The organism is Rathayibacter festucae DSM 15932 (assembly GCF_004011135.1).
Lineage (GTDB): Bacteria > Actinomycetota > Actinomycetes > Actinomycetales > Microbacteriaceae > Rathayibacter > Rathayibacter festucae.
This window is the reverse complement of record NZ_CP028137.1, coordinates 1270648-1290612: the sequence shown is the minus strand read 5'-3', so window position 1 is coordinate 1290612 and position 19965 is coordinate 1270648. Positions and strand designations below refer to the sequence as shown.

Here is a 19965-nt window from a genome sequence, read left to right as displayed (position 1 = left end):
GGCGGCAGTGCGCGGCGTCACTTGCTGTCGATGCGGCCGATCTCGCGCCCGTCCTCGTGGAACGCCGCCCGCGCGACGGACCAGCTGCTCGCGTCGACGCCGAGGGCCGTGCGGAGGTAGGCCGTGGTCAGCTGCTGGATCGCGCTCAGGCGCGCGGGATCCGCGTCCGTCGTCTCGGCGACCTCCTCGCCGACGATGCCGCCGAGCGAGTGCTCGCCGCCGTGCAGGGTGAGCAGATCGGTCGCGCCCGGGCTCTGCGTGTAAGCGTCGGTGAACCAGTCCGGCCCGCGCCGGGAGAGCCGCGACTGATCGCGGTCGCCCGCGACGACGAGGGTCGGCGTGCTCAGCTGCGCGAAGGAGGGGCGGAGGAAGGGGAAGGCCGCCTGCGCGAACGGCTCGAGGTCGTCGCCGGCGACCCCCGTCGCGGCGAGCAGGACGCCGGCGCGCACCCGGCGGTCGGAGCGGTCCGGGCTGAGCGAGCCGTCCTCTCCGACGATGCGGGCGCCGAGCAGCGTCTGCGCCGTCTGCGCGCCCCAGGAGTGCCCGGCGACGGCGACTCGGCTCGAGTCGACCCGGCCGGCGAGACCGGGCACGACCGCCTCGAGGACGGCGAGCCGGTCGAGCACGCGCGTGAGATCGGCGATCCGCTGCTCCCAGATCGTCGGGAAGACGGGGTGGTCGAAGCCGAAGCCGTGGCGACGGGAGTCGAGGTGCGTCGGCTGGATCACGACGAAGCCGCGCGAGGCCCAGAACGCAGTGAGCGGTGCGTAGCCGTCGTGGTTCCAGCCGTTGCCGTGCGAGAAGAGCACCACGGGGAGGTCCGAGCCGGTCGCGGGGGCGGAGATCCGCACGGTGAGCGGGACAGGGCGGCCCGCAGCGTCGAGCTCGACGGGGGCGACCGAGACGACGGGGAGTGCTTCGGGGAGAGAGGTGGGGACGGTGCTGGTCATGCTGGTGCCTTCCAGTTCGCGCTCTGCGATACTGGTTATCGGAGCGACGTTCCGCAACAATACGGAGCGCTGTTCCGTTAAGCAAGCGGAGCATTCGGAGGAGGAGCAGCAGTGACGGATCATGGCGGCACCGGCTCGGCGGTGCCCCGCGTCGGCCGACCCCGGCGCGACTCGCAGGCGCTCCTCGACGCGGCCGCCGCGGTCTTCGTCGAGTCCGGCGTCGATGCCCCGGTCCGCGAGATCGCGACGCGCGCCGGCGTGGGCACGGGCACGATCTACCGACACTTCCCCACCCGGGCGGATCTCGTGGTCGCCGTCTACCGGCACCAGGTCGAGGCCTGCGCCGAGGCCGGGCCGCGACTCCTCGCCGAGAGCGACTCACCCGAGGCGGCGCTGCGCGAGTGGCTGGCGCTGTTCGTCGACTTCCTGGTCACCAAGCACGGGCTGCCGGATGCGCTGCAGGGCGACGGCGCCGGCTCGGACGCCCTGCACGCCTTCTTCGTCGACCGGCTGGTGCCGGTCTGCGCGACGCTGCTCGAGGCGGCGATCGCGCCGGACGCCCCGCCCGTCGAGGCGTACGGCCTGCTGCGCGGCATCGGCAATCTCTGCATCGGCGGCGCGGGCGATCCGCGCTACGACACGGACGCCCTCGTGCAGCTGCTCGTCACCGGTGTCCTGGCGCGCGGCGGAACCTGAGTCGCGGTCCGAGGCGCGGCCCCCTCAGTCGCCGAAGCGGGTCTCCCTGTGCGGAGCGCCGGTGCGGTCGTAGGTGGTCCAGACTCCGACCTGGCGCCCGCGATCGAACGACCCGCTCCGCAGCCGGGTGCCGTCCAGGCGGAACCACTCCCAGTACCCGTGGAGCTCGCCGTCGAGCGTGGCGCCGCGAGCGCGGAGGCTGCCGTCGCGGTGCAGGACCTCCTGCGGGTCCGGCTCGGTCATCGGTCTCCTCCGCGGTCGTGCTGTCGCATGCCGCATCGTCGCACGCCGGATCGTCGCACGCCGAGCCGTCGGTCGCCGAGCCGTCGCACGCCGCGGCGGTGACGGGTCGGACGGTGCTCTCGGCCGGCTGCGCTTGGATGGACGGATGACCGCGCTCATCGTCGCCGCCCACCCCGATCAGGACTCGCTCACCCTCGCTCTGGCCCGACGGCTCGCAGAGGAGCTGCAGCCGGCCGAGCTCGCGGATCTCGCCGCGGAGGGCTTCGACCCGCGGTTCAGTGCGGCCGACCGGCACAGCTACCGCGTCGCGGGCGAGTACCCGGCCGACGTCGCGAGCGAGCAGCGCCGGCTCGACGCCGCCGAGCACCTCGTGCTGGTCTTCCCCGTCTACTGGTGGTCGATGCCCGGGCTGCTGAAGGGCTGGATCGACCGCGTCTTCGTCAACGGCTGGGCCTTCGAGATCGACCCGGCCGACGGGATGCGCCGGAAGCTCGGCGGGCTCACCGTCCACCTACTGCCGATCGCCGGCGACAGCGCCGGAGTGTACGACCGGCACGGCTACGAGCAGTCCCTGCGCACCCAGATCGAGCACGGCGTCGTCGACTACTGCGGCGCGGTCCGCGGCACGACGGCCTTCGTCCACGACTCCGAGCAGGAGGACGCCGCCGCCCGCGCGGCGAGCGTCGACCGCGCGGTCGCGGCCGTCGTCGCCGCGGTCCGCGGGCAGACGGCCGTGCCTGCCGAGTAGCCGCCTCGGCCGCCCCTGGTCTCGCCCTCGCCGCCCTTCATGCCGGTCGAGCAGCCGCCTCCGGCGCCATTCATGCTGGTCGAGCAGCCGCCTCCGCCGCCATTCATGCTGGTCGAGCAGGTGCCTCCGGCGTCGTTCATGCCGGTCGAGCAGCCGCCTCCGGCGCCATTCATGCTGGTCGAGCAGCCGCCTCCGCCGCCATTCATGCTGGTCGAGCAGCCGCCTCCGCCGCCATTCATGCTGGTCGAGCAGCCGCCTCCGGCGCCATTCATGCTGGTCGAGCAGCCGCCTCCGCCGCCATTCATGCTGGTCGAGTAGCTGCCTCCTGCGGCATTCATGCTGGTCGAGTAGCTCCGGAGGGGCGTATCGAGACCCGCCTAGCTCAGCACAGTTGATCTCGATACGCCCGCTCCGCGGGCTGCTCGATCACCATGCAGGGGCCGCTCGATCAGCATGCGGCGCGCGAAGTCCACGCGTATTGCTCATGCCCGCACATGCTGGTCGAGTAGCCGCCACCGGCGGCGTATCGAGACCCACCATCACCGAGGCATCCGGGAGCGAGTCTCCTCCACACTCGTAGATCCGACCGCGTTATCCCCGATCAGCCCATGGTTCCGACTTCGGTGTCGGTGGTCCCTGCTTCAATACGCGTATGTCAGAAGATGAGAATGCGGCAGCACTCGCGGAGGTGCGTGACTGCTTCACCGACGCCGCGGCCACCGAGCGCGCCGCATCCCCGACGCGCTTGAGAGCCGCGGAACGCATGCACCGCGGCTACCGCGTCGCGCTCACCGTCCCGGAGTCCTTCGCCCGCGGCGCCTCTCGGAGCGAGACGCGCGACCTCGTCGAGCGCTCCATCCGCGCCGAACTCGCGGTCACGCTCGGCGTCTCCGAGCGAGAGGTCTGCCGACGCCTCGAAACAGCGCAGATGCTGATGGAGCACCTCCCCCTCACCCGCGCCCTACTCCGCGACGCACGAATCCTCTGGGAGATCGGCGAGGCGATCTGCAGAACCGCGAGCAGCCTCCCCGAGGCCTCCCGCGCGTCCGTCGACGAGCGCGCCGCCGACGCCGCGCTCACGATGACGACCACGCAGCTGCGCCGCGCCCTGACCCGCTGGCGGGAGGAGCTGCACGAGCAGCCCCTCGCCGAGCGGCACGCCCGCGCGAAGGAGGACCGCGCCGTCTGGGTCACCCCGGACGTCGACGGCATGGCGACGCTCTGCGTCCACGCTCCCGCGCCAGCGGTGACGGGCGCGTACGACCGGTTGCGCCGCATCGCCCGCACCCTCCGCGACGACGGCGATCCGCGCACCCTCCAGCAGCTCAGCGCCGACGCGGCCGTCGATCTCCTCTGCGACGGCGACATCGCGGGAACGACCCCGGACCCCGAGCACCGGCCCGACCCGACCTTCGTCCCAGGAGTGCGGGCCGAGGTCCGGCTGACCCTCGCCGCCTCCACCGCCGTGGGTCTCGACGACGCTCCCGCGGACCTCGACGGCTACGGCCCCGTGCCCGCCGAGATCGCCCGCGAACTGATCGCCACGGGCGCCTCGTTCACCCGCGTCCTGACCGATCCGGAGACCGGCGCGGTCGTCTCCGTGGGCCGCACCTACCGCGTCCCGCCACCGCAGATGCGCCTGCACCTCCAGCTGCGGGACCAGACCTGCCGCTTCGCCGGCTGCACCCGGCCCGCCGCCACCAGCGAGGCGGACCACACCCTCGAGTGGCGCAACGGCGGCGAGACCTCGCTCGAGAACCTCGTCTCGCTCTGCACCTCGCACCACCACATCCGGCACGGCGAACAGTGGACGTACGTCAGACACGACGACGGAATGATCGTCTGGACGAGCCCGACCGGTCGGCGGATCAGCAACCGCCCGCCGCCGCTCCCCGGTCGACCGCCCGAGCCGCCGCCGAAGCCCCGCTTCGTCGACGTCCCCGCGCCGTTCTGACGACGGGGGATCTCGATACGCCCGCTGCGCGGGCTGCTCGATCAGCAGGCAGGGGCTGCTCGAGCAGGATGCGTGGTGCGCTCCGCGGGCTGCTCGATCAGCAGGCAGCGTGCGCGGCACAGGCGTGCGCTCCGGACCCGCACATGCTGGTCGAGCAGCCCCGGCGGTGCGTGTCGAGACCCGCCCAGGCCAGCACGGTGGATCTACCTGGACGGGACGACCGCAGACATGCTGGTCGAGTAGCCCCGCAGGGGTGTATCGAGACCCGCCCACCCCAAGGACGTCGGTCTCTTCCCCGTCCTGCGCTGGCGCCGGAGGCGCCCCCTCCGCTCGATACGTCCGCTGCGCGGGCTACTCGATCAGCAGGCAGGGGCTGCCCGATCAGCACGCGTCCGGGGCAGGGGCAGCGTCGTGATCCGATCGCGACAGCCCTCGATCCGATCGGGACACCCGCCGTCGACCCCCGCCGCAAGGCTGGGTCCATGACCGAAACCACAGCCTCCCTCCCCACCGATCTCCCCGCCGACGACCGGCTCGCCGGCCGCACCGCCCTCGTCACCGGCTCCTCCAGCGGGCTCGGCGAGGCCATCGCCCACCGGCTCGCCTCCTCCGGCGCGCACGTCCTCGTGCACGGCCGCGACCGCGCGCGCACCGAGGCGGTCGCGCAGGCGATCACCGCGACCGGCGGCACCGCCTCCGTGCTCGTCGCCGACCTCGGAGGCACGCCCGACGCTACCCGCGCCGTCGCCGCCGAGGCGCTGCGCCTGCTCGGCGGCCGGATCGACGTGCTCATCAACAACGCCGGCGTGTTCCCCGTCGGCCCGACCGCCGAGCTGAGCGACGCCGACGTCGACGCGCTGCTCGTCACCAACATCCGGGTCCCGCACCAGCTCGTCGGAGCGATCGCGCCGACGATGGCCGAGCGCGGCTCCGGCGTGATCATCAACATCACCTCGTGGATGGCGCGCGTCGGCACCCTCGGCACCGCCCTCTACCCGGCGACCAAGGCGGCGCTTGACCACCTGACCCGCGCCTGGGCGGCCGAGTACGGCGCGGACGGCGTGCGCGTCGTCGCGGTCGCCCCCGGCGCGACGCTCACCCCCGGCAACGAGCACGCCTCGGCGATCCTCGACGCGATGACCGCCCCGACCCCCGCCGGCCGGCCCGGCCGCCCGGACGAGATCGCCCAGGCCGTGCGCTGGCTCGCGACCGACGAGGCGTCCTACGTGCACGGCACGACCCTGCTGGTCGACGGCGGCATCGTCGGCGCGCGGCGCTGACCGGAGCCGGTGGCGGGGAGCTGGTCAGTCGACCTGCACCAGCCGGCCCGGGTGCAGCGCGGCGTCGGCGGCGGGGGTCGTCTCATAGGCGCGGCGGTAGTCGCGGCCGAAGTGCGACGCGCTGGCGTAGCCGACGGCCGCCGCCGCCCCCGCGGCCGTCTCGCCGCGCACCAGCAGGAGTCGCCGCGCCTCGCCCAGCCGCAGCCGGCGCAGGTAGCCGAGCGGCGACATCCCGGTCAGCTCGCGGAACCGCCGGGTGAGCGTCGGCACACTCGTGCTCGCCTCGGCGGCCAGCGCGTCGAGCGTCCAGCCGTGCGCGAGCGCGCCGGTCATCGCGTCGACCGCCCGGGTCACCGCGGCCGAGCGGACGGCGGACGACGCCGACAGCAGGCGCGGCGCCTGGTCGCTCTGCAGCAGCCGGAGCACCAGCTCGCGCGACACCGCCGGCCCGAGCACCGGGATCTCCTCCGGCGCGTCCAGGAGCCGGAACAGGCGGTGCAGCGCGTCGGCGAGCTCCGGGGTGATCGTGCCGATCCGCTCCGGGATCGCCGCGGTAGGCCGGTGCGCGACCAGCCCGGCGACCTCGGCGACCAGCACCGGATCGAGGTGCCAGTTGGCCGAGACGAAGTCGCCCTGCTCGCCGGTCTCGACCACGGCGGCGATCACCGGCAGGTCGACCGGCGTGATCAGGAAGCGGCCGGCGCCCCACTGCTCGTCCGAGTCGCCCACGATCGAGCGCTTGCGGCCGGAGAGCACGAGGCTCAGCGTCGGCGGGAAGCGCGTGTAGACCAGCGAGGTCGGCGCCGTGACCCGATGCAGCCGCAGGTTCAGCGCGGCGGCGCGCTCCGGGTGCTCCAGGTGCCGGCGGGCGAGATCGGCGGCGGCGGCGAGGTGCTGCCGGGCAGTCCCTGGCGCGGCGGTCACGGGCGGGGCAGCGCCGCGAGCGCGAGCTCGCCGATCTCGGCGACGCGCTCCGCACTGCCGCCGTCGCGGGCCTGCGTCGACATCCCGGTCAGCACCGCGACGACGAAGGCGGCCGTCCGCGCCGCGTCGGTGCCGGCCGGCACATCCCCCTCGGCGATCCCCCGCTCGATCCGCGCGGCGATGACGTCCTCCATCGAACGGCGGCGCTCGGCCAGGCGCGGCTCGCTCAGCACGAAGCAGCCGGAGGGCGTGCCCGGGTCGGAGTAGCCCGCGGCGCTCGAGCGGACGACGGCGGCCAGCGCGTCCCAGGCCCTCGGCGCGTCGAGGAGCCGGGCGAGGGCGGCGTCGGCGGTGTCCGCGTAGCAGCTCGCCGCGGCACGGAAGAGCTCGTCCTTGTCACCGAAGGCCGCGTAGAGGCTCGGCGCCGAGATGCCGATCTCGCGGGTGAGCACGGCGACCGTCGTCTCGTCGTAGCCGTCGCTCCAGAAGCGGCGCATCGCCGTGTCGAGCGCCTCGTCGCGGTCGAAGCCCCTCGGTCGTCCTGCCATGCTCCGATTCTATAACAGTCGCTACGGAACGTGCTAGCGTGCGTCGCACCAGTTCTTTATCGACCATTACAGAAAGGCACTCCCATGCAGATCCAGGACTCCGTCGTGCTCGTGACCGGCGCCAACCGCGGCATCGGCGCCGAGTTCGTCCGGCAGCTGACGGCGCGCGGCGCCCGCACCGTCTACGCCGCGGCGCGCGACGCCTCGACGATCGCCGCCGCGCCGGGCATCGTGCCGATCGCGCTCGACGTGACCGATCAGGACCGCATCGCCGAGCTCGCGGCGACCCTCGGCGACGTGTCGATCGTCGTCAACAACGCCGGCATCGCCCCCACCGTCGACTTCGTCACCGGCGACCTCGACGAGATCCGCCGCACCGTCGAGACCAACGCCTTCGCGCCGCTGATGCTCGCGCGCGCCTTCGCCGGGAGCCTCGGCCGGGCCGGCGGCGGCGCCGTGCTGAACGTGCTCTCCGTGTCCGCCTTCGTCTCGTTCCCGGGCTCGGAGTCGTACTCGATGTCCAAGGCCGCGGCCTGGAGCGTCACCGACGGCCTGCGCCTGGCCCTCGCCCCACAGGGAACCCAGGTGCTCGGCCTGCACATGGGCCTCGTCGACACCGACATGGCCTCGTGGTCGGACGCTCCGAAGTCGAGCCCCGAGGCGATCGTGACGGCCGCCCTCGACGGCCTCGAGCGCGGCGCCGCCGAGGTCCTCGCGGACGATGTCGCCCGCGCGGTCAAGCCCGGCCTCGCCCTCGACCCGAGCGAGCGCTACGCGGACGTGCTGACGCCGCAGCACTGAGCCCGCGGAAGCGGATGCGACCGCCGTCCGTGGCGGGGTGGGTCTCGATACGCCCCTTCGGGGCTACTCGACCAGCAGGTTCTGCGGTGCCTCCTCCCGGTGGACCCACCTCTGTCGGTCGAGCGGTTCATGCTGGTCGAGTAGCCGCCGTCGGCGGCGTATCGAGACCCGGCCCTGCCGGGCGGGTGGATCTCGATACGCCCGCTGTGCGGGCTACTCGATCAGCATGTGGTCCCCGGTCTGCGGCACTATGGTGTGGCTGAAGACGCAAATGCGGAGATCGTCCGTGCTCTGCGCATGCCGGAAGGTCCCTCCCATGCCACTCCCCCGCACCGCCGCCGCGGCCCTCGCCGCCGCGTCCGCGGTCCTCGTTCTGGCGGGCTGCTCCGCCTCCGCGACGCCCGCCGCGACCGGCTCCCCGGGCGCGCTCTCCGGCTCGATCACCGTCTACGCCGCCGCGTCGCTGAAGGGCACCTTCACCGAGATCGCGACGGCCTTCGAGGCCAAGAACCCGGGCACCGCCGTCGAGCTCACCTTCGCCGGCTCGTCCGACCTGGTGACCCAGATCACCAACGGCGCCCCCGCCGACGTGTTCGCCTCGGCCGACGAGAAGAACATGGCGAAGCTCACCGACGCCGACCTCGTCGCCGGTGACCCCGTCGACTTCGCGACCAACACCCTCGAGATCGCCGTCCCGCCGGCCAACCCCGCGCGGATCGCCTCGTTCGCCGACCTCGCCCGCGAGGGCGTGAAGACGGTCGTCTGCGCGGCCCAGGTCCCGTGCGGCGCGGCGACGGTCACCCTGGAGACCGCGACCGGCGTCGACCTCCAGCCGGTCAGCGAGGAGTCGTCGGTCACCGACGTCCTCGGCAAGGTCACCTCGGGCGAGGCCGACGCCGGCCTGATCTACGTCACCGACGTAGCCGCCGCCGGCGACGCGGTGACCGGGATCGCGTTCCCCGAGTCGTCGCAGGCCGTGAACACCTACCCGATCGCCCCGGTCGCCGGCTCCGCGAACCCGGACCTCGCGGCCGCCTTCACCGCCTACGTGGCCGGCGACGAGGGCCGCCGTGTCCTCGCCGCTGCCGGATTCGGGGCCCCCGAGACAGGAGCACCCTGACCATGCCGCAGATCCGGATCAGGAACGCCGCCGACTACCTCGGCGTCAGCGACGACACCGTCCGCCGCTGGATCGAGAACGGCACCCTCGCGAGCAGCAAGGACGCCGCCGGCCGCAGCGTCGTCGAGGGGCTCGACCTCGCCCGGCTCGCCCGGCAGAACGCGATCCTCCCCGTCGACCCGAGCGAGGTGGGCCGCTCGGCGCGCAACCGCTTCGTCGGCATCGTCACCGAGGTCGTCTCGGACACCGTGATGGCCCAGGTCGAGCTGCAGTGCGGCCCGCACCGCGTCGTCTCGCTGATGTCCGCCGAGGCCGTCCGCGAGCTCGGCCTCGAGCCCGGCTCGCCCGCGATCGCCATCGTCAAGGCGACGATGGTCGTGGTGGAGACCCCGAGCGGGAAGGCGTGACCCGCTCGCCCGTGACCCGCTCGCCCGTGACCCGCCGGCCGGTGACGCTCTCCGCCGGAGTTCCCCGCTGGGTCGTCGCCGTCGCGGTCGTCGGCGGCGCCTTCGTCCTGCTGCCGCTGGTCGGCGTCCTCACCCGCGTCGACTGGGCCGGCTTCGTCCCGCTGATCACCTCGGACTCCTCGATCGCGGCGCTCCTGCTGAGCCTGCGCACCGCCGCCGCCGCCACCGCACTCTGCGTCGTGATCGGCGTGCCGATGGCGCTCACCCTCGCGCGCACCTTCTTCCCCGGCCAGGGCCTGGTGCGCGCCCTCGTGCTGCTCCCGCTCGTGCTGCCCCCGGTGGTCGGCGGCATCGCCCTGCTCTACACCTTCGGCCGGCTCGGCCTGCTCGGCGGCGCCCTCGAGGCGCTCGGGATCCGGATCGCGTTCTCCACCACCGCGGTGATCCTCGCGCAGACCTTCGTGGCCCTGCCGTTCCTCGTGCTCAGCCTCGAGGGGGCGCTCCGCTCGGCCGGCGACCGCTACGAGAGCGTCGCCGCGACCCTCGGCGCCCGGCCCTCGATCGTGCTGCGCCGGGTCACCCTGCCCCTGATCCTGCCCGGGCTGCTCTCCGGCGCGATCCTCTCCTTCGCCCGCGCGCTCGGCGAGTTCGGCGCGACGCTGACCTTCGCGGGCAGCCTGCAGGGCGTCACCCGCACCCTCCCGCTCGAGATCTACCTGCAGCGCGAGACCGACCCGGACGCCGCGGTCGCCCTCTCGCTGGTGCTGGTGGTCGTCGCGGTCCTCGTGATCGGGCTGGCGCACCGCCGGCCCCGCGCCGCCCGAGCGGAGGTGCGCCCGTGACGCTCGACATCGACGCGCGGCTGCACGCCCGCGGCGTCGACGTCGCGCTGCGGGTCGAGACCGGGACGACCACGGCCGTCCTCGGCCCGAACGGCGCCGGCAAGTCCACGCTCGTCGGGCTGCTCGCCGGCCTGCTCCGCGCCGACGACGGACGCGCGGTCCTGGCCGGAGCGACCCTGTTCGACTCCGCCCGCCGCGTGCACCTGCCGCCGCACCGCCGCAGCGTCGCGCTGCTCGCCCAGGACCCGCTGCTCTTCCCGCACCTCAGCGTGCTCGACAACGTCGCCTTCGGCCCGCGCAGCACCGGCGCCGGCCGCTCCGCAGCGGCCGAGACGGCGCGCACCTGGCTCGAGGCCGTCGACGCCGTCGACCTCGCCGACCGCCGCCCAGCACAGCTCTCGGGCGGGCAGGCGCAGCGGGTGGCCCTCGCCCGGGCGCTCGCCCCGAGTCCGGAGCTGCTGCTGCTCGACGAGCCGATGGCGGCGCTGGACGTCGCGGTCGCCCCGCTGCTGCGGCGGATGCTGCGCCGCGTCCTGCCCGGGCGGACCACGATCCTGATCACCCACGACGTGCTCGACGCCTACACGCTCGCCGACCGCGTCGTGGTGCTGCACGGCGGGCGGGTGATCGAGGACGGCCCCACCCACGAGGTGCTGGAGCGGCCGCAGAGCCCCTTCACCGCTGAGCTGGCCGCGCTCAATCTGCTGACGGGCACGGCGACAGGCACCGGGCTGCGGACCGACGACGGCGTCGAGCTGCGGGCGGCGGGCTCCGTCGCCGCGGGCGCGCGGGTCGCGGCCGCGTTCCGGCCCGCCTCCGTGACGGTCGCGCCGGCCCTGCCGGGGGCGCCGGCCGCCAGCCGGGTCCGCGCCCGCATCCGCGACCTCGAGCGCCGCGGCGACCTCGTGCGGGTGCGCGCCGCCGGCATCGCGGCCGACCTCTCCCCCGCGCAGCTCGCCGCCCTCGGCGCGGGGATCGACGACGAGGTCGACTTCGTGATCGATCCGGAGGCGGTCGCGCTCTACCCAGCGCGCGTATCGGCGGGCGGAGGGTAGCCCTCCGCAGCCTGCCCGAGAAGGGCCCCCTCGTGCGGCCTCTCCCGCGGGTAGCTTTCAGCCATGGCGCAGCGCAGCGAGACCAGGTCCGTGCCGTCGACCGCGATCGACGTCACCGTGAACGGCGAGTCGAGAGCGGTCGACGTCGACAACCGCACCACCCTCCTCGATCTGCTCCGGGAGCGGCTCGACCTCACCGGCTCGAAGAAGGGCTGCGATCACGGCCAGTGCGGCGCCTGCACCGTGCTGCTCGACGGGCGCCGGACCAACAGCTGCCTCGTGCTGGCGGTGTCGGTCGACGGCCGCGAGGTCACCACGATCGAGGGCCTGGCCGACGGCGACGACCTGCATCCGGTGCAACGGGCGTTCCTCGAGCGCGACGCCTACCAGTGCGGCTACTGCACGCCGGGGCAGATCTGCTCGGTGGTCGGGATGCTCGCCGAGGCGCGCGCGGGCATGCCCAGCCACGTCACCGCCGAGCTGAGCACCGACGACGACGTCGTCCTCGACGACGAGGAGGTGCGCGAGCGGATGAGCGGCAACCTCTGCCGCTGCGGCGCCTACGCCAACATCGTGCCCGCCGTCCACGACGCGGCGGAGCACCCGAGCGAGACGGAGACCGCGCGATGAGGACCTTCGAGTACCAGCGGGCCGCGGACGTCGCCGACGCCGTGCGCCTGCTCGCCGCGTCCCCCGAGGCGAAGCCGCTCGCCGGCGGCACCAACCTCGTCGACCTGATGAAGCTCGGCGTCGAGCGCCCCGCCGCGCTGGTCGACGTCAGCCGCGTCGACTTCGGCGGCGTCGAGGAGACGGCCGCGGGCGGACTCCTGATCGGCGCGGGAGTCGCGAACAGCGACCTCGCCGCGCACCCGCTCGTCCGGCGCCGCTACCCGGCCCTCAGCCGCGCCCTGCTCGCCGGCGCCTCCGGCCAGCTGCGGAACCAGGCCTCGACCGGCGGGAACCTGCTGCAGCGCACGCGCTGCACCTCCTTCACCGACGTCTCGAAGCCGTGCAACAAGCGCGAGCCGGGCACCGGCTGCTCCGCGCTGAGGGGCGTCTCCCGCGAGCTCGCGATCCTCGGCATCGCCACCGACGCCGACCCCGGGCACGTCTGCATCGCCACCCATCCCGGCGACATGGCCGTCGCCCTCACCGCGCTCGACGCCGTCGTCCGCTTCGAGACCGTCGACGGTCCGGCGAGCCTGCCGATGACCGACTTCTTCCGGCTGCCCGGCGAGCACCCCGAGCGGGACACGAACCTGCCGGCCGGCGCGCTGATCACCGCCGTCGAGCTGCCGCCGCTGCCGTTCGCCGCGACCTCCACCTACCGCAAGGCCCGCGACCGCCGCTCCTACGCCTTCGCGCTCGGCTCGGTCGCCGCGGCGCTCGAGGTCACCGACGGGACCGTGACCGACGTCCGCCTCGCCCTCGGCGCGGTCGCGCACGCGCCCTGGCGCGCGCGGATCGCGGAGGACCTGCTCAGCGGCGGCCCCGCGACCGTCGAGGCGTTCACGCGTGCGGCGGCGGCGGAGCTCGCCGCCGCGACGCCGACCGAGCAGAACGCCTTCAAGGTCCCGCTGCTCACGCGGCTGATCGTCGGCGTCCTCGCCGAGCTCGCCGGACTCGACGAGGAGGTGGCGGCATGACCGCGCTCGGCACGGCTCTGGGCACATCGCTGGGCACACCGCTGGCCCGCTTGGAGGGCCGCGACAAGGTCACCGGCGCGGCCCGCTACGCCTTCGAGCACTCGCCGGAGGGTCTGCTGCACGCCTGGCCGGTGCAGTCGGCCGTCGCGACGGGCATGGTGCGGCGCATCGACGTCGACGCCGTGCTCGCGCTGCCCGGCGTGCACTCGGTGATCACCCCCGACTCCGCGCTGCCCCTCGAGGACGCGGACGACGGCGAGCTGCAGGTGCTGCAGTCGCACGCGGTCGCCTACCGCGGCCAGGTGATCGCGCTCGTCCTCGCCGACACGCTCGAGACCGCCCGCGAGGCCGCCGCCGCGCTGCACGTCGAGTACGTCGACTCCGGGACCGACGTCGTGCTCACCGAGGACCAGCCGAAGCTCTACGCGCCGGAGCAGGTCAACGCCGGCTTCCCGACCGACAGCTCCGACGGCGACGTGGACGCGGCGATCGCGGCGGCGGCCGTCTCGATCGACGCGCGCTACTCCACGCCGGCGCTGTTCAACTCGCCGATGGAGCCGCACGCCTCGGCCGTCACCTGGGCCGACGGCCGCCTCGACGTCCTCGACTCCTCGCAGGGAACGAGCTCGGTGCAGTCGACCCTGGCGACGCTGTTCTCGCTCGATCCCTCCGTCATCCGGGTGCGCAGCGAGCACGTCGGCGGCGGCTTCGGCTCGAAGGGCTCGCCGCGGCCGAACGTGGTGCTCGCGACGATGGCGGCGCTGATCACCGGCCGGCCGATCAAGATCGCGTACACCCGGCAGATGATGTTCGCGCTGGCCGGCTACCGTACGCCGACGATCTCGCACGTCCGGCTCGCGGCCGACGCGGAGGGGCGTCTCACCGCGATCGCGCACGAGGCGTTCTCGCACACCTCCACGATCCAGGAGTTCGCCGAGCAGACCGGGGAGGCCACCCGCCATCTCTACGCGGCGCCGAACCGACTGGTCACCCACCGGGTCGCGGCGCTCGACGTGCCGACGCCGCGCTGGATGCGCGCGCCGGGCGAGTGCCCCGGCATGTACGCGCTCGAGTCGGCGATGGACGAGCTCGCGGTCGCCGCCGGGATCGACCCCATCGAGCTGCGGGTGCGCAACGAGCCGGACGTCGACCCCGATTCGGGCTCGCCGTTCTCGAGCCGGCACTACCTCGAGTGCTTCCGCCGCGGAGCGGAGCTGTTCGGCTGGGAGAGCCGCGATCCGCGGGCAGGCAGGGACCGCCGCGGTCGCTGGCTGGTCGGCACCGGGGTCGCGGGCGCCACCTACCCCGTGCTCACCTCGCCGAGCGGAGCGCGGGCCACCGCGCTGCCCGGCGGCCGCTTCGTGATCGGGGTCAACGCGACCGATATCGGCCAGGGCGCCCGCACGGTGCTCACCCAGGTCGCCGCCGACGCGCTGGACGTGCCGGTCGACCGGATCGAGATCGTCATCGCCGACAGCGCGCTGCCGCAGGGCCCGGTCGCCGGCGGCTCCTCGGGCACCGGATCGTGGGGCTGGGCCGTCACGAAGGCCTGCCACCGCCTGCTCGCCCTGCTGGCCGACGGGCAGGCGCTGCCTCCGGAGGGCCTCGACGTCGTCGTCGACACCACGGAGGACGTCGCCGGAATGGGCGACTTCGCCCGCTACGCCTACGGCGCCCACTTCGTCGAGGCGAGGGTGGACCTCGACTCGGGCGAGATCCAGGTGCCGCGGATGCTCGGCGTCTTCGCCGCGGGCCGGATCCTCAATCCGCGCACCGCCCGCTCGCAGTTCCTCGGCGGCATGACCATGGGCCTCTCGATGGCGCTGCACGAGCACGGCGCCCTCGACCCGGTGCTCGGCGACTACGCCAACCACGACTTCGCGACCTACCACGTGGCGGCGAACGCCGACGTCGTCGACCTGCGCGCGGAGTGGCTGGACGAGGAGGACCCGCACCTCGCCCCGATGGGCGGCAAGGGCATCGGTGAGATCGGCAACGTGGGCACCGCCGCGGCCGTCGCCAACGCCGTCTTCCACGCCACCGGCGTCCGCGTCCGCGACCTCCCCGTGCAGCCCGACTCGCTGCTCGCCGCCCTCCCGCCCCGCTTCTGACCGCCGCCGACACATGCTGGTCGAGTAGCCGCGGAGCGGCGTATCGAGACCCACCAGCGTCAGAAGACGAGTCTGCAGACCGCCCTGCTGCCGACGGCGGGTCTCGATACGCCCGCGCGGGGCTGCTCGACCAGCATCATGGGGCGACGCCGCGTCCGTTCCCTCAGCACCGAGCCGCCGATCGGCTGAGGCCGGGCAGCCGGCCGAAGGCGGCGACGACGGCGGTCGCGGCGAACGGGAGGACGGCCCCGGCGGCCGCGAGGCCGAGCCCGGGGAGGCTCGTCGCGAGCGCCAGCAGCAGGAGCAGCACCGCGCCCAGCATCAGGGTGCAGAGCGGCCGCGCGAGCAGCAGCTGCGCCGTGGTGCGCAGCTGCCAGCGCGTCCGCTCCGCGAAATGCGCGCGGACCACCCAGAACTCCACAGCGAACACCGCGAAGAGGGCCGAGACCACGAGGAGGACACCGGTCACCGCGACACCGAGTCCGTCGACCTCGACGCCGCCGAGGATCCGGTGGTCGACCCAGAGGACCGCGCCGACGCCGAGAAGGACGTACCCCGGCAGGTTCGCGCGCGGAAACTCGTCGCGCCAGGACCGCGCGAAGAGCGAGGCGGTCTGCCGGAGCGACCACGGACCGTCCGCGTCGAGCAGCCGGGCGCGGTGCACCGCGTGCGCGGCGGCGACCGCGGGGAAGAATCCGGCGACCACCGCGCCGCGCAGTGTGAAGAGCAGCATCGCCGCCGAGACGACCAGCACCAGCAGCACGACCCGGCAGGCCGCCTCGTACCGCTCGGCGAGCGACGCCATCAGCCCTTCACCGCCCCGACCAGCACGCCCTTGTCGAAGTAGCGCTGCAGGAACGGGTACAGCACCAGCAGCGGCAGCGTCGAGACGATGATCACGCCGTACTTGATCTGGTCGGCGGTCTCCTGCAACTGCTGCGCGGACTGACCGCCGCTGCCGCCCTGGCCCGCGACCGACTGGTTCGCGAGCAGGATGCTCTGCAGCACGTTCTGCAGCGGCAGGAGCGAGGCGTCGCGGACGAAGACCAGGCCCGTGAAGTAGTCGTTCCAGTGCCCGACGAAGTAGTACAGCCCGATCACGGCGATGATCGCGGCGGAGAGCGGGAGCACGATCCGCAGGAAGAAGCCGAGGTAGGTCACCCCGTCGATGCGGGCCGCGTCGTGCAGCTCCTCGGGGATCGAGGTCTCGAAGAACGACCGGGCGATGATCAGGTTGAAGACGCTGAGGGCGCCGGGAAGCACGAACACCCACATCGAGTTCAGCAGCCCGAGATCGCGGTAGAGCAGGTAGTTCGGGATCAGTCCGCCGGAGAAGAACAGCGTCACCGCGAACACCAGCAGCAGCACCCGCCGCGGCCGGAACTCGGGCCGGGAGAGCGCGAACGCCGCCGGGATCGTGACGAGCAGGTTCAGTGCCGTCCCGAGGACGGCGTAGACGACGGAGTTCCGGTAGCCGTTCCAGATCCGCTCGTCCTGCAGCAGCCGCTCGTAGCCCGAGAGCCGGAACCCCTCCGGGATCAGCGTGAGCCGCCCCGAGGAGACCGCACCCGGATCGGAGAACGACGCCACCACGATGAACCAGAGCGGGTAGAGCACGGCGAGCACGACGATCGCGATCAGGAGGCCGGCGACGGCGTCGATCACCCGGTCGAGCGGCCGCTTCGGCACCGTCCGGCGCCGTCGGCGCGGCAGAAGGGGTGCGCCGCCGCCGGTCCGGGCGTCGGCGACGGCGATGCCGCGGGTGTCCGGTCCGGGGGTCATGGACGTCCTCTCCCTCGGGGTCCAGGGGTCCCAGCGGCGGCTCGGCCCGCCGCGCTCCGACGACCCTCCGCGCTCGGAAGACCCTCCGCGCTCAGAAGACACTGGAACCCGTGGCGCGCTTGGCGAGCTGGTTGGCCACGATCAGCAGGGTGAAGTTGATCACCGTGTTGAAGAGGCCGATGGCGGTGGAGTACGAGAACTGGTTGCTGAGGATGCCGATCTTGTAGGTGTAGGTCGCGATGACCTCCGCAGACGACAGGTTGAGCGAGTTCTGCATCAGGTAGACCTTCTCGAAGCCGACGCTCAGCACCGACCCCATGTTGAGGATGAGCAGGACGGCCGCGGTCGGCAGGATCGTCGGGATGTCGACGTAGCGGATGAGCCGGAGCCGCCCGGCGCCGTCGATCTTCGCGGCCTCGTAGAGCGAGGTGTCGACGGTCGAGAGCGCGGCGAGGTAGATGATCGCGTTCCAGCCGCAGTGCTGCCAGACCTCGCTCACCCAGTAGATCGCCGAGAAGGCGTCCGGTTCGGCGAGGAGGTTCTGACCCGGAAGGAACCGGCCCAGGAGCCCGTTCTCCGGCCGCAGGAAGATGTTGATCATCGCGACGATCACCACGACCGAGATGAAGTGCGGCATGTAGGTGATCGTCTGCACGAAGCTCTTGAGGCGGCCGGCGCTGATCTGGTTGATCAGCAGCGCCAGCACGATCGGCGCGACGAACCCCATCGCGAGCGTCCAGAGGCTGATCTGCACGGTGTTCAGCACGATCGTCGAGAACAGCGGCGACTCGAAGAACTGCACGAAGTAGTCGAGGCCGACCCACTCGCCCCCGCTCAGCCCGCGCGCGGGGACGTAGGTCCGGAAGGCGAGCTGGAGCCCGTAGAGCGGCACGTAGGCGAAGACGGCGGTGAAGACCAGCGCCGGCAGCACCATCAGCCAGAGCTGCCACTGGTTCCGCACGCTGCGGAGCGCGCGCAGCGGCCGGGGCGGGATCGGGACCGGGAGTGTCGCCCCCGCGGCCGGGGCGACGGGTGCCCCGGCCGCGGACGCGTCGAGAGCCGTCCGCGTCATGACGCCGCGGTGGCGAGGTCGTAGGCCTTCTGCCAGAGCTCGACGTTCTGCACGAGGCCGACCGACTCGAGCTGGGCGACGTACTCGTCCCACTCCTCGTCGACTCCGCCCTCCGCGATCCACTGCGACGTCTTCTGCAGCGCGTAGTTGAGCACGGCGGTGTCGTTGTTGGCGGCGGTGATCGCGTCCTCGGCGGTCAGCCGGACGTAGTCGGGCATCAGGTCGCGCACGTGGTCGTAGTGCGAGTACTGCTCGGTGTAGACGTCGTCCACCTCACGGAGGTCGTCGCGGTTCCAGTCCCCGTTCAGGGTGACGGAGTCGGGGATCCAGCCGGCCAGGCGGTCGGCGAGCGCGGGGTCGCGACCGTCCGCGACGGCGGCCCGGTACGCCTCGGTGACCGAGTACGTGCCGTCGCCGTCGTCGGTGACGAACTCGGGGATCGATCCGGTGAACTGCTGGATCGAGTACTTCTCGCTGTAGAGGGCGTCGACCACCTTCCACACGCACTCGTCGCCCGCGGCGGCGGCCGAGACGGCGAGCTTCCCGCCCTCGAACTCGTTGTCCGAGCCGTCCCAGACCACGTCCTCGGCGGACATGCTCGCGGAGGCGGCGGGAGCGGGCATCGCCACGTACTGGTCGCGGAGATCCCCGAAGTCGGCGAGCGACCAGCCGAAGATCAGGCCGATCTGCGCGGTTTTACCGTCCCCCGCCTGAGCGGCGTAGTACGCCGAATCGTCCTTGGTGAGCGCGTCGGCCGGGATGAGGCCTGCCGCGAGCAGCTCGTGCAGGTACGCCACCACCCGGCGGTACTCGTCCGAGACCAGGAAGTTGGCGACCCGTCCGTCGGAGACGTGGATCCCCTGCGCCGACGGACCCTTGTTGAACGAGGTCGCGATGCCGGTGGAGTTCAGCAGCAGGAACGGGCTGTACCAGCCGAAGCCGGCCGTCTCGAGACGGCGGATGTTGAAGGGCACCTCGTCCGCCTGCCCGTTGCCGTTCGGGTCCTGCGTCTTGAACGCCTGCAGCACCGTCGTCAGCTCGTCCCAGGTCCGCGGGACCTCGAGGCCGAGGGCGTCGAGCCAGGCCCGGTTGATCATCATGTGCTGACCGGAGCCGCGGTAGCCGCTGCCGCGGGACGAGGAGAGCGAGTGGATCTCGCCCTTCTCGTTCTCGACCAGCCGGCGCGCCTCGGGCTTCTCCTCGAAGAACCGCCGCACGTTCGGCAGGTCGTCCAGGTGCGGCGCGATGTCCTCGAAGAGGCCCGGGTACTGCACCGCGTCGTTGGTGCCGACGGCGCGGAGCGCGATGTCGGGCACGTCCCCTGCGGCGAGCGAGGGGTTCTTCTGCTGGTTCCACGCGGTGTCGTCGATCGAGTTCCAGTTCACCGTGCAGCCGGTCTCGGCCGCGAGCGCAGCGGCCCAGGGGGTCTCGCCGACCGGCACCTGCGCCGTGCTCTGCGCGACGAGGACGTCGACGGCGCCGTCGTCGGCGGCCGGACCGCTGTCGGTGCAGGCCGCCAGGCCCGCCGTCAGCGCGAGCGCGGTCGCTCCGGCGAGCGATCGCCGGACCAGGGTGTTCGAGACGAGGGGCATGGTGTTCTTCTCCATCGAAGGGTGAGCGGGGCAGTAGAGCGCGGTGATCGTGACCGTGACCGTTCACGTGAACGGTCACGGACCACGAGTGCCCACACGCTAAGCTGGCGGCCGTCGACCTGTCAAGGCAGCTGTCGTTGAAGACGCGAGGCGCTGTCGCCACATGCGTGTTGCCAGACGAGACTGAGAAAGAG

21 protein-coding genes are annotated in these 19965 nt (G+C 73.0%); 13 read left to right on the top strand and 8 right to left on the bottom strand.

All coding sequences use genetic code 11. From position 1 onward, the window contains the following. Nucleotides 1-17: 17 nt before the first annotated feature. On the bottom strand, nt 18-950 hold the full coding sequence (locus tag C1I64_RS06085; protein ID WP_127886556.1) for an alpha/beta hydrolase family protein: 933 nt from the start codon (nt 948-950) through the stop codon (nt 18-20). Between the two features lie 111 nt (nt 951-1061). Here C1I64_RS06085 and C1I64_RS06080 point away from each other — a divergent pair, with 111 nt between their 5' ends. After that, nucleotides 1062-1646 carry a TetR/AcrR family transcriptional regulator gene (locus tag C1I64_RS06080; RefSeq protein WP_164874456.1) on the top strand — a complete coding sequence of 195 codons (585 nt, stop codon included), beginning with the start codon at nt 1062-1064 and terminating at the stop codon, nt 1644-1646. A gap of 24 nt (nt 1647-1670) precedes the next feature. On the opposite strand, the gene C1I64_RS06075 is transcribed toward C1I64_RS06080, so the two are convergent. Then, complete coding sequence (locus tag C1I64_RS06075; protein WP_127886555.1) at nt 1671-1889, bottom strand: toxin-antitoxin system YwqK family antitoxin; 219 nt, start codon at nt 1887-1889, stop codon at nt 1671-1673. Between the two features lie 145 nt (nt 1890-2034). On the opposite strand from C1I64_RS06075, the gene C1I64_RS06070 reads away from it, so the two are divergent. From C1I64_RS06070 to C1I64_RS06055, 4 genes are all read left to right on the top strand, one after another. After that, complete coding sequence (locus C1I64_RS06070; RefSeq protein ID WP_127886554.1) at nt 2035-2637, top strand: NAD(P)H-dependent oxidoreductase; 603 nt, start codon at nt 2035-2037, stop codon at nt 2635-2637. Nucleotides 2638-2676: 39 nt separating this feature from the next. After that, nucleotides 2677-2955 (top strand): hypothetical protein, encoded by a 279-nt coding sequence (locus tag C1I64_RS06065; protein ID WP_127886553.1) that lies wholly within the window; start codon nt 2677-2679, stop codon nt 2953-2955. A 334-nt stretch (nt 2956-3289) separates the two neighbouring features. Next, nucleotides 3290-4591, top strand: coding sequence for an HNH endonuclease (locus C1I64_RS06060; protein WP_127886552.1), 1302 nt, complete (start codon nt 3290-3292; stop codon nt 4589-4591). A gap of 482 nt (nt 4592-5073) precedes the next feature. Next, nucleotides 5074-5871, top strand: a complete 798-nt coding sequence (locus C1I64_RS06055; protein WP_127886551.1) for an SDR family NAD(P)-dependent oxidoreductase — start codon at nt 5074-5076, stop codon at nt 5869-5871. Nucleotides 5872-5895: 24 nt separating this feature from the next. On the opposite strand, the gene C1I64_RS06050 is transcribed toward C1I64_RS06055, so the two are convergent. Both C1I64_RS06050 and C1I64_RS06045 read right to left on the bottom strand, forming a co-directional pair. Beyond that, nucleotides 5896-6795 (bottom strand): AraC family transcriptional regulator, encoded by a 900-nt coding sequence (locus C1I64_RS06050; protein WP_127886550.1) that lies wholly within the window; start codon nt 6793-6795, stop codon nt 5896-5898. Further along, nucleotides 6792-7343 (bottom strand): TetR/AcrR family transcriptional regulator, encoded by a 552-nt coding sequence (locus C1I64_RS06045; protein ID WP_127886549.1) that lies wholly within the window; start codon nt 7341-7343, stop codon nt 6792-6794. Before C1I64_RS06045 ends, C1I64_RS06050 begins: the two co-directional genes overlap by 4 nt. An 84-nt stretch (nt 7344-7427) precedes the next feature. On the opposite strand from C1I64_RS06045, the gene C1I64_RS06040 reads away from it, so the two are divergent. The 8 genes from C1I64_RS06040 to C1I64_RS06005 all read left to right on the top strand — a co-directional run bounded on the left by C1I64_RS06040 (nt 7428) and on the right by C1I64_RS06005 (nt 15325). Then, the gene (locus C1I64_RS06040; RefSeq protein WP_127886548.1) at nt 7428-8144 is read left to right on the top strand and encodes an SDR family oxidoreductase; all 717 of its coding nucleotides are present in this window, start codon (nt 7428-7430) and stop codon (nt 8142-8144) included. 316 nt (nt 8145-8460) lie between these two features. Further along, complete coding sequence (gene modA, locus C1I64_RS06035; RefSeq protein ID WP_127886547.1) at nt 8461-9264, top strand: molybdate ABC transporter substrate-binding protein; 804 nt, start codon at nt 8461-8463, stop codon at nt 9262-9264. A 2-nt stretch (nt 9265-9266) separates the two neighbouring features. After that, nucleotides 9267-9671: a TOBE domain-containing protein gene (locus C1I64_RS06030; protein ID WP_123703707.1), complete on the top strand. Its 405-nt coding sequence runs from the start codon at nt 9267-9269 to the stop codon at nt 9669-9671. Further along, complete coding sequence (locus C1I64_RS06025) at nt 9668-10513, top strand: ABC transporter permease (RefSeq protein WP_425272896.1); 846 nt, start codon at nt 9668-9670, stop codon at nt 10511-10513. Before C1I64_RS06030 ends, C1I64_RS06025 begins: the two co-directional genes overlap by 4 nt. Continuing rightward, nucleotides 10510-11568 carry a sulfate/molybdate ABC transporter ATP-binding protein gene (locus tag C1I64_RS06020; RefSeq protein ID WP_127886546.1) on the top strand — a complete coding sequence of 353 codons (1059 nt, stop codon included), beginning with the start codon at nt 10510-10512 and terminating at the stop codon, nt 11566-11568. The genes C1I64_RS06025 and C1I64_RS06020 overlap by 4 nt, the downstream gene beginning before the upstream one ends. A 63-nt stretch (nt 11569-11631) precedes the next feature. Beyond that, complete coding sequence (locus tag C1I64_RS06015) at nt 11632-12198, top strand: 2Fe-2S iron-sulfur cluster-binding protein (RefSeq protein ID WP_127886545.1); 567 nt, start codon at nt 11632-11634, stop codon at nt 12196-12198. Continuing rightward, a complete protein-coding gene (locus C1I64_RS06010; protein WP_127886544.1) occupies nt 12195-13214 on the top strand; it encodes an FAD binding domain-containing protein in 1020 nt (339 codons plus the stop codon). Before C1I64_RS06015 ends, C1I64_RS06010 begins: the two co-directional genes overlap by 4 nt. Next, nucleotides 13211-15325: a xanthine dehydrogenase family protein molybdopterin-binding subunit gene (locus C1I64_RS06005; RefSeq protein ID WP_127886543.1), complete on the top strand. Its 2115-nt coding sequence runs from the start codon at nt 13211-13213 to the stop codon at nt 15323-15325. The genes C1I64_RS06010 and C1I64_RS06005 overlap by 4 nt, the downstream gene beginning before the upstream one ends. Before the next feature lie 163 nt (nt 15326-15488). On the opposite strand, the gene C1I64_RS06000 is transcribed toward C1I64_RS06005, so the two are convergent. The 4 genes from C1I64_RS06000 to C1I64_RS05985 form a co-directional block, all read right to left on the bottom strand. Then, nucleotides 15489-16130 carry a YesL family protein gene (locus tag C1I64_RS06000; protein ID WP_127886542.1) on the bottom strand — a complete coding sequence of 214 codons (642 nt, stop codon included), beginning with the start codon at nt 16128-16130 and terminating at the stop codon, nt 15489-15491. Continuing rightward, on the bottom strand, nt 16130-17107 hold the full coding sequence (locus C1I64_RS05995) for a carbohydrate ABC transporter permease (RefSeq protein WP_127886541.1): 978 nt from the start codon (nt 17105-17107) through the stop codon (nt 16130-16132). Before C1I64_RS05995 ends, C1I64_RS06000 begins: the two co-directional genes overlap by 1 nt. 91 nt (nt 17108-17198) lie before the next feature. Continuing rightward, nucleotides 17199-18179, bottom strand: a complete 981-nt coding sequence (locus tag C1I64_RS05990; protein WP_127886540.1) for an ABC transporter permease — start codon at nt 18177-18179, stop codon at nt 17199-17201. Continuing rightward, on the bottom strand, nt 18176-19771 hold the full coding sequence (locus C1I64_RS05985) for an extracellular solute-binding protein (protein ID WP_208645090.1): 1596 nt from the start codon (nt 19769-19771) through the stop codon (nt 18176-18178). Before C1I64_RS05985 ends, C1I64_RS05990 begins: the two co-directional genes overlap by 4 nt. Nucleotides 19772-19965 lie beyond the last annotated feature (194 nt).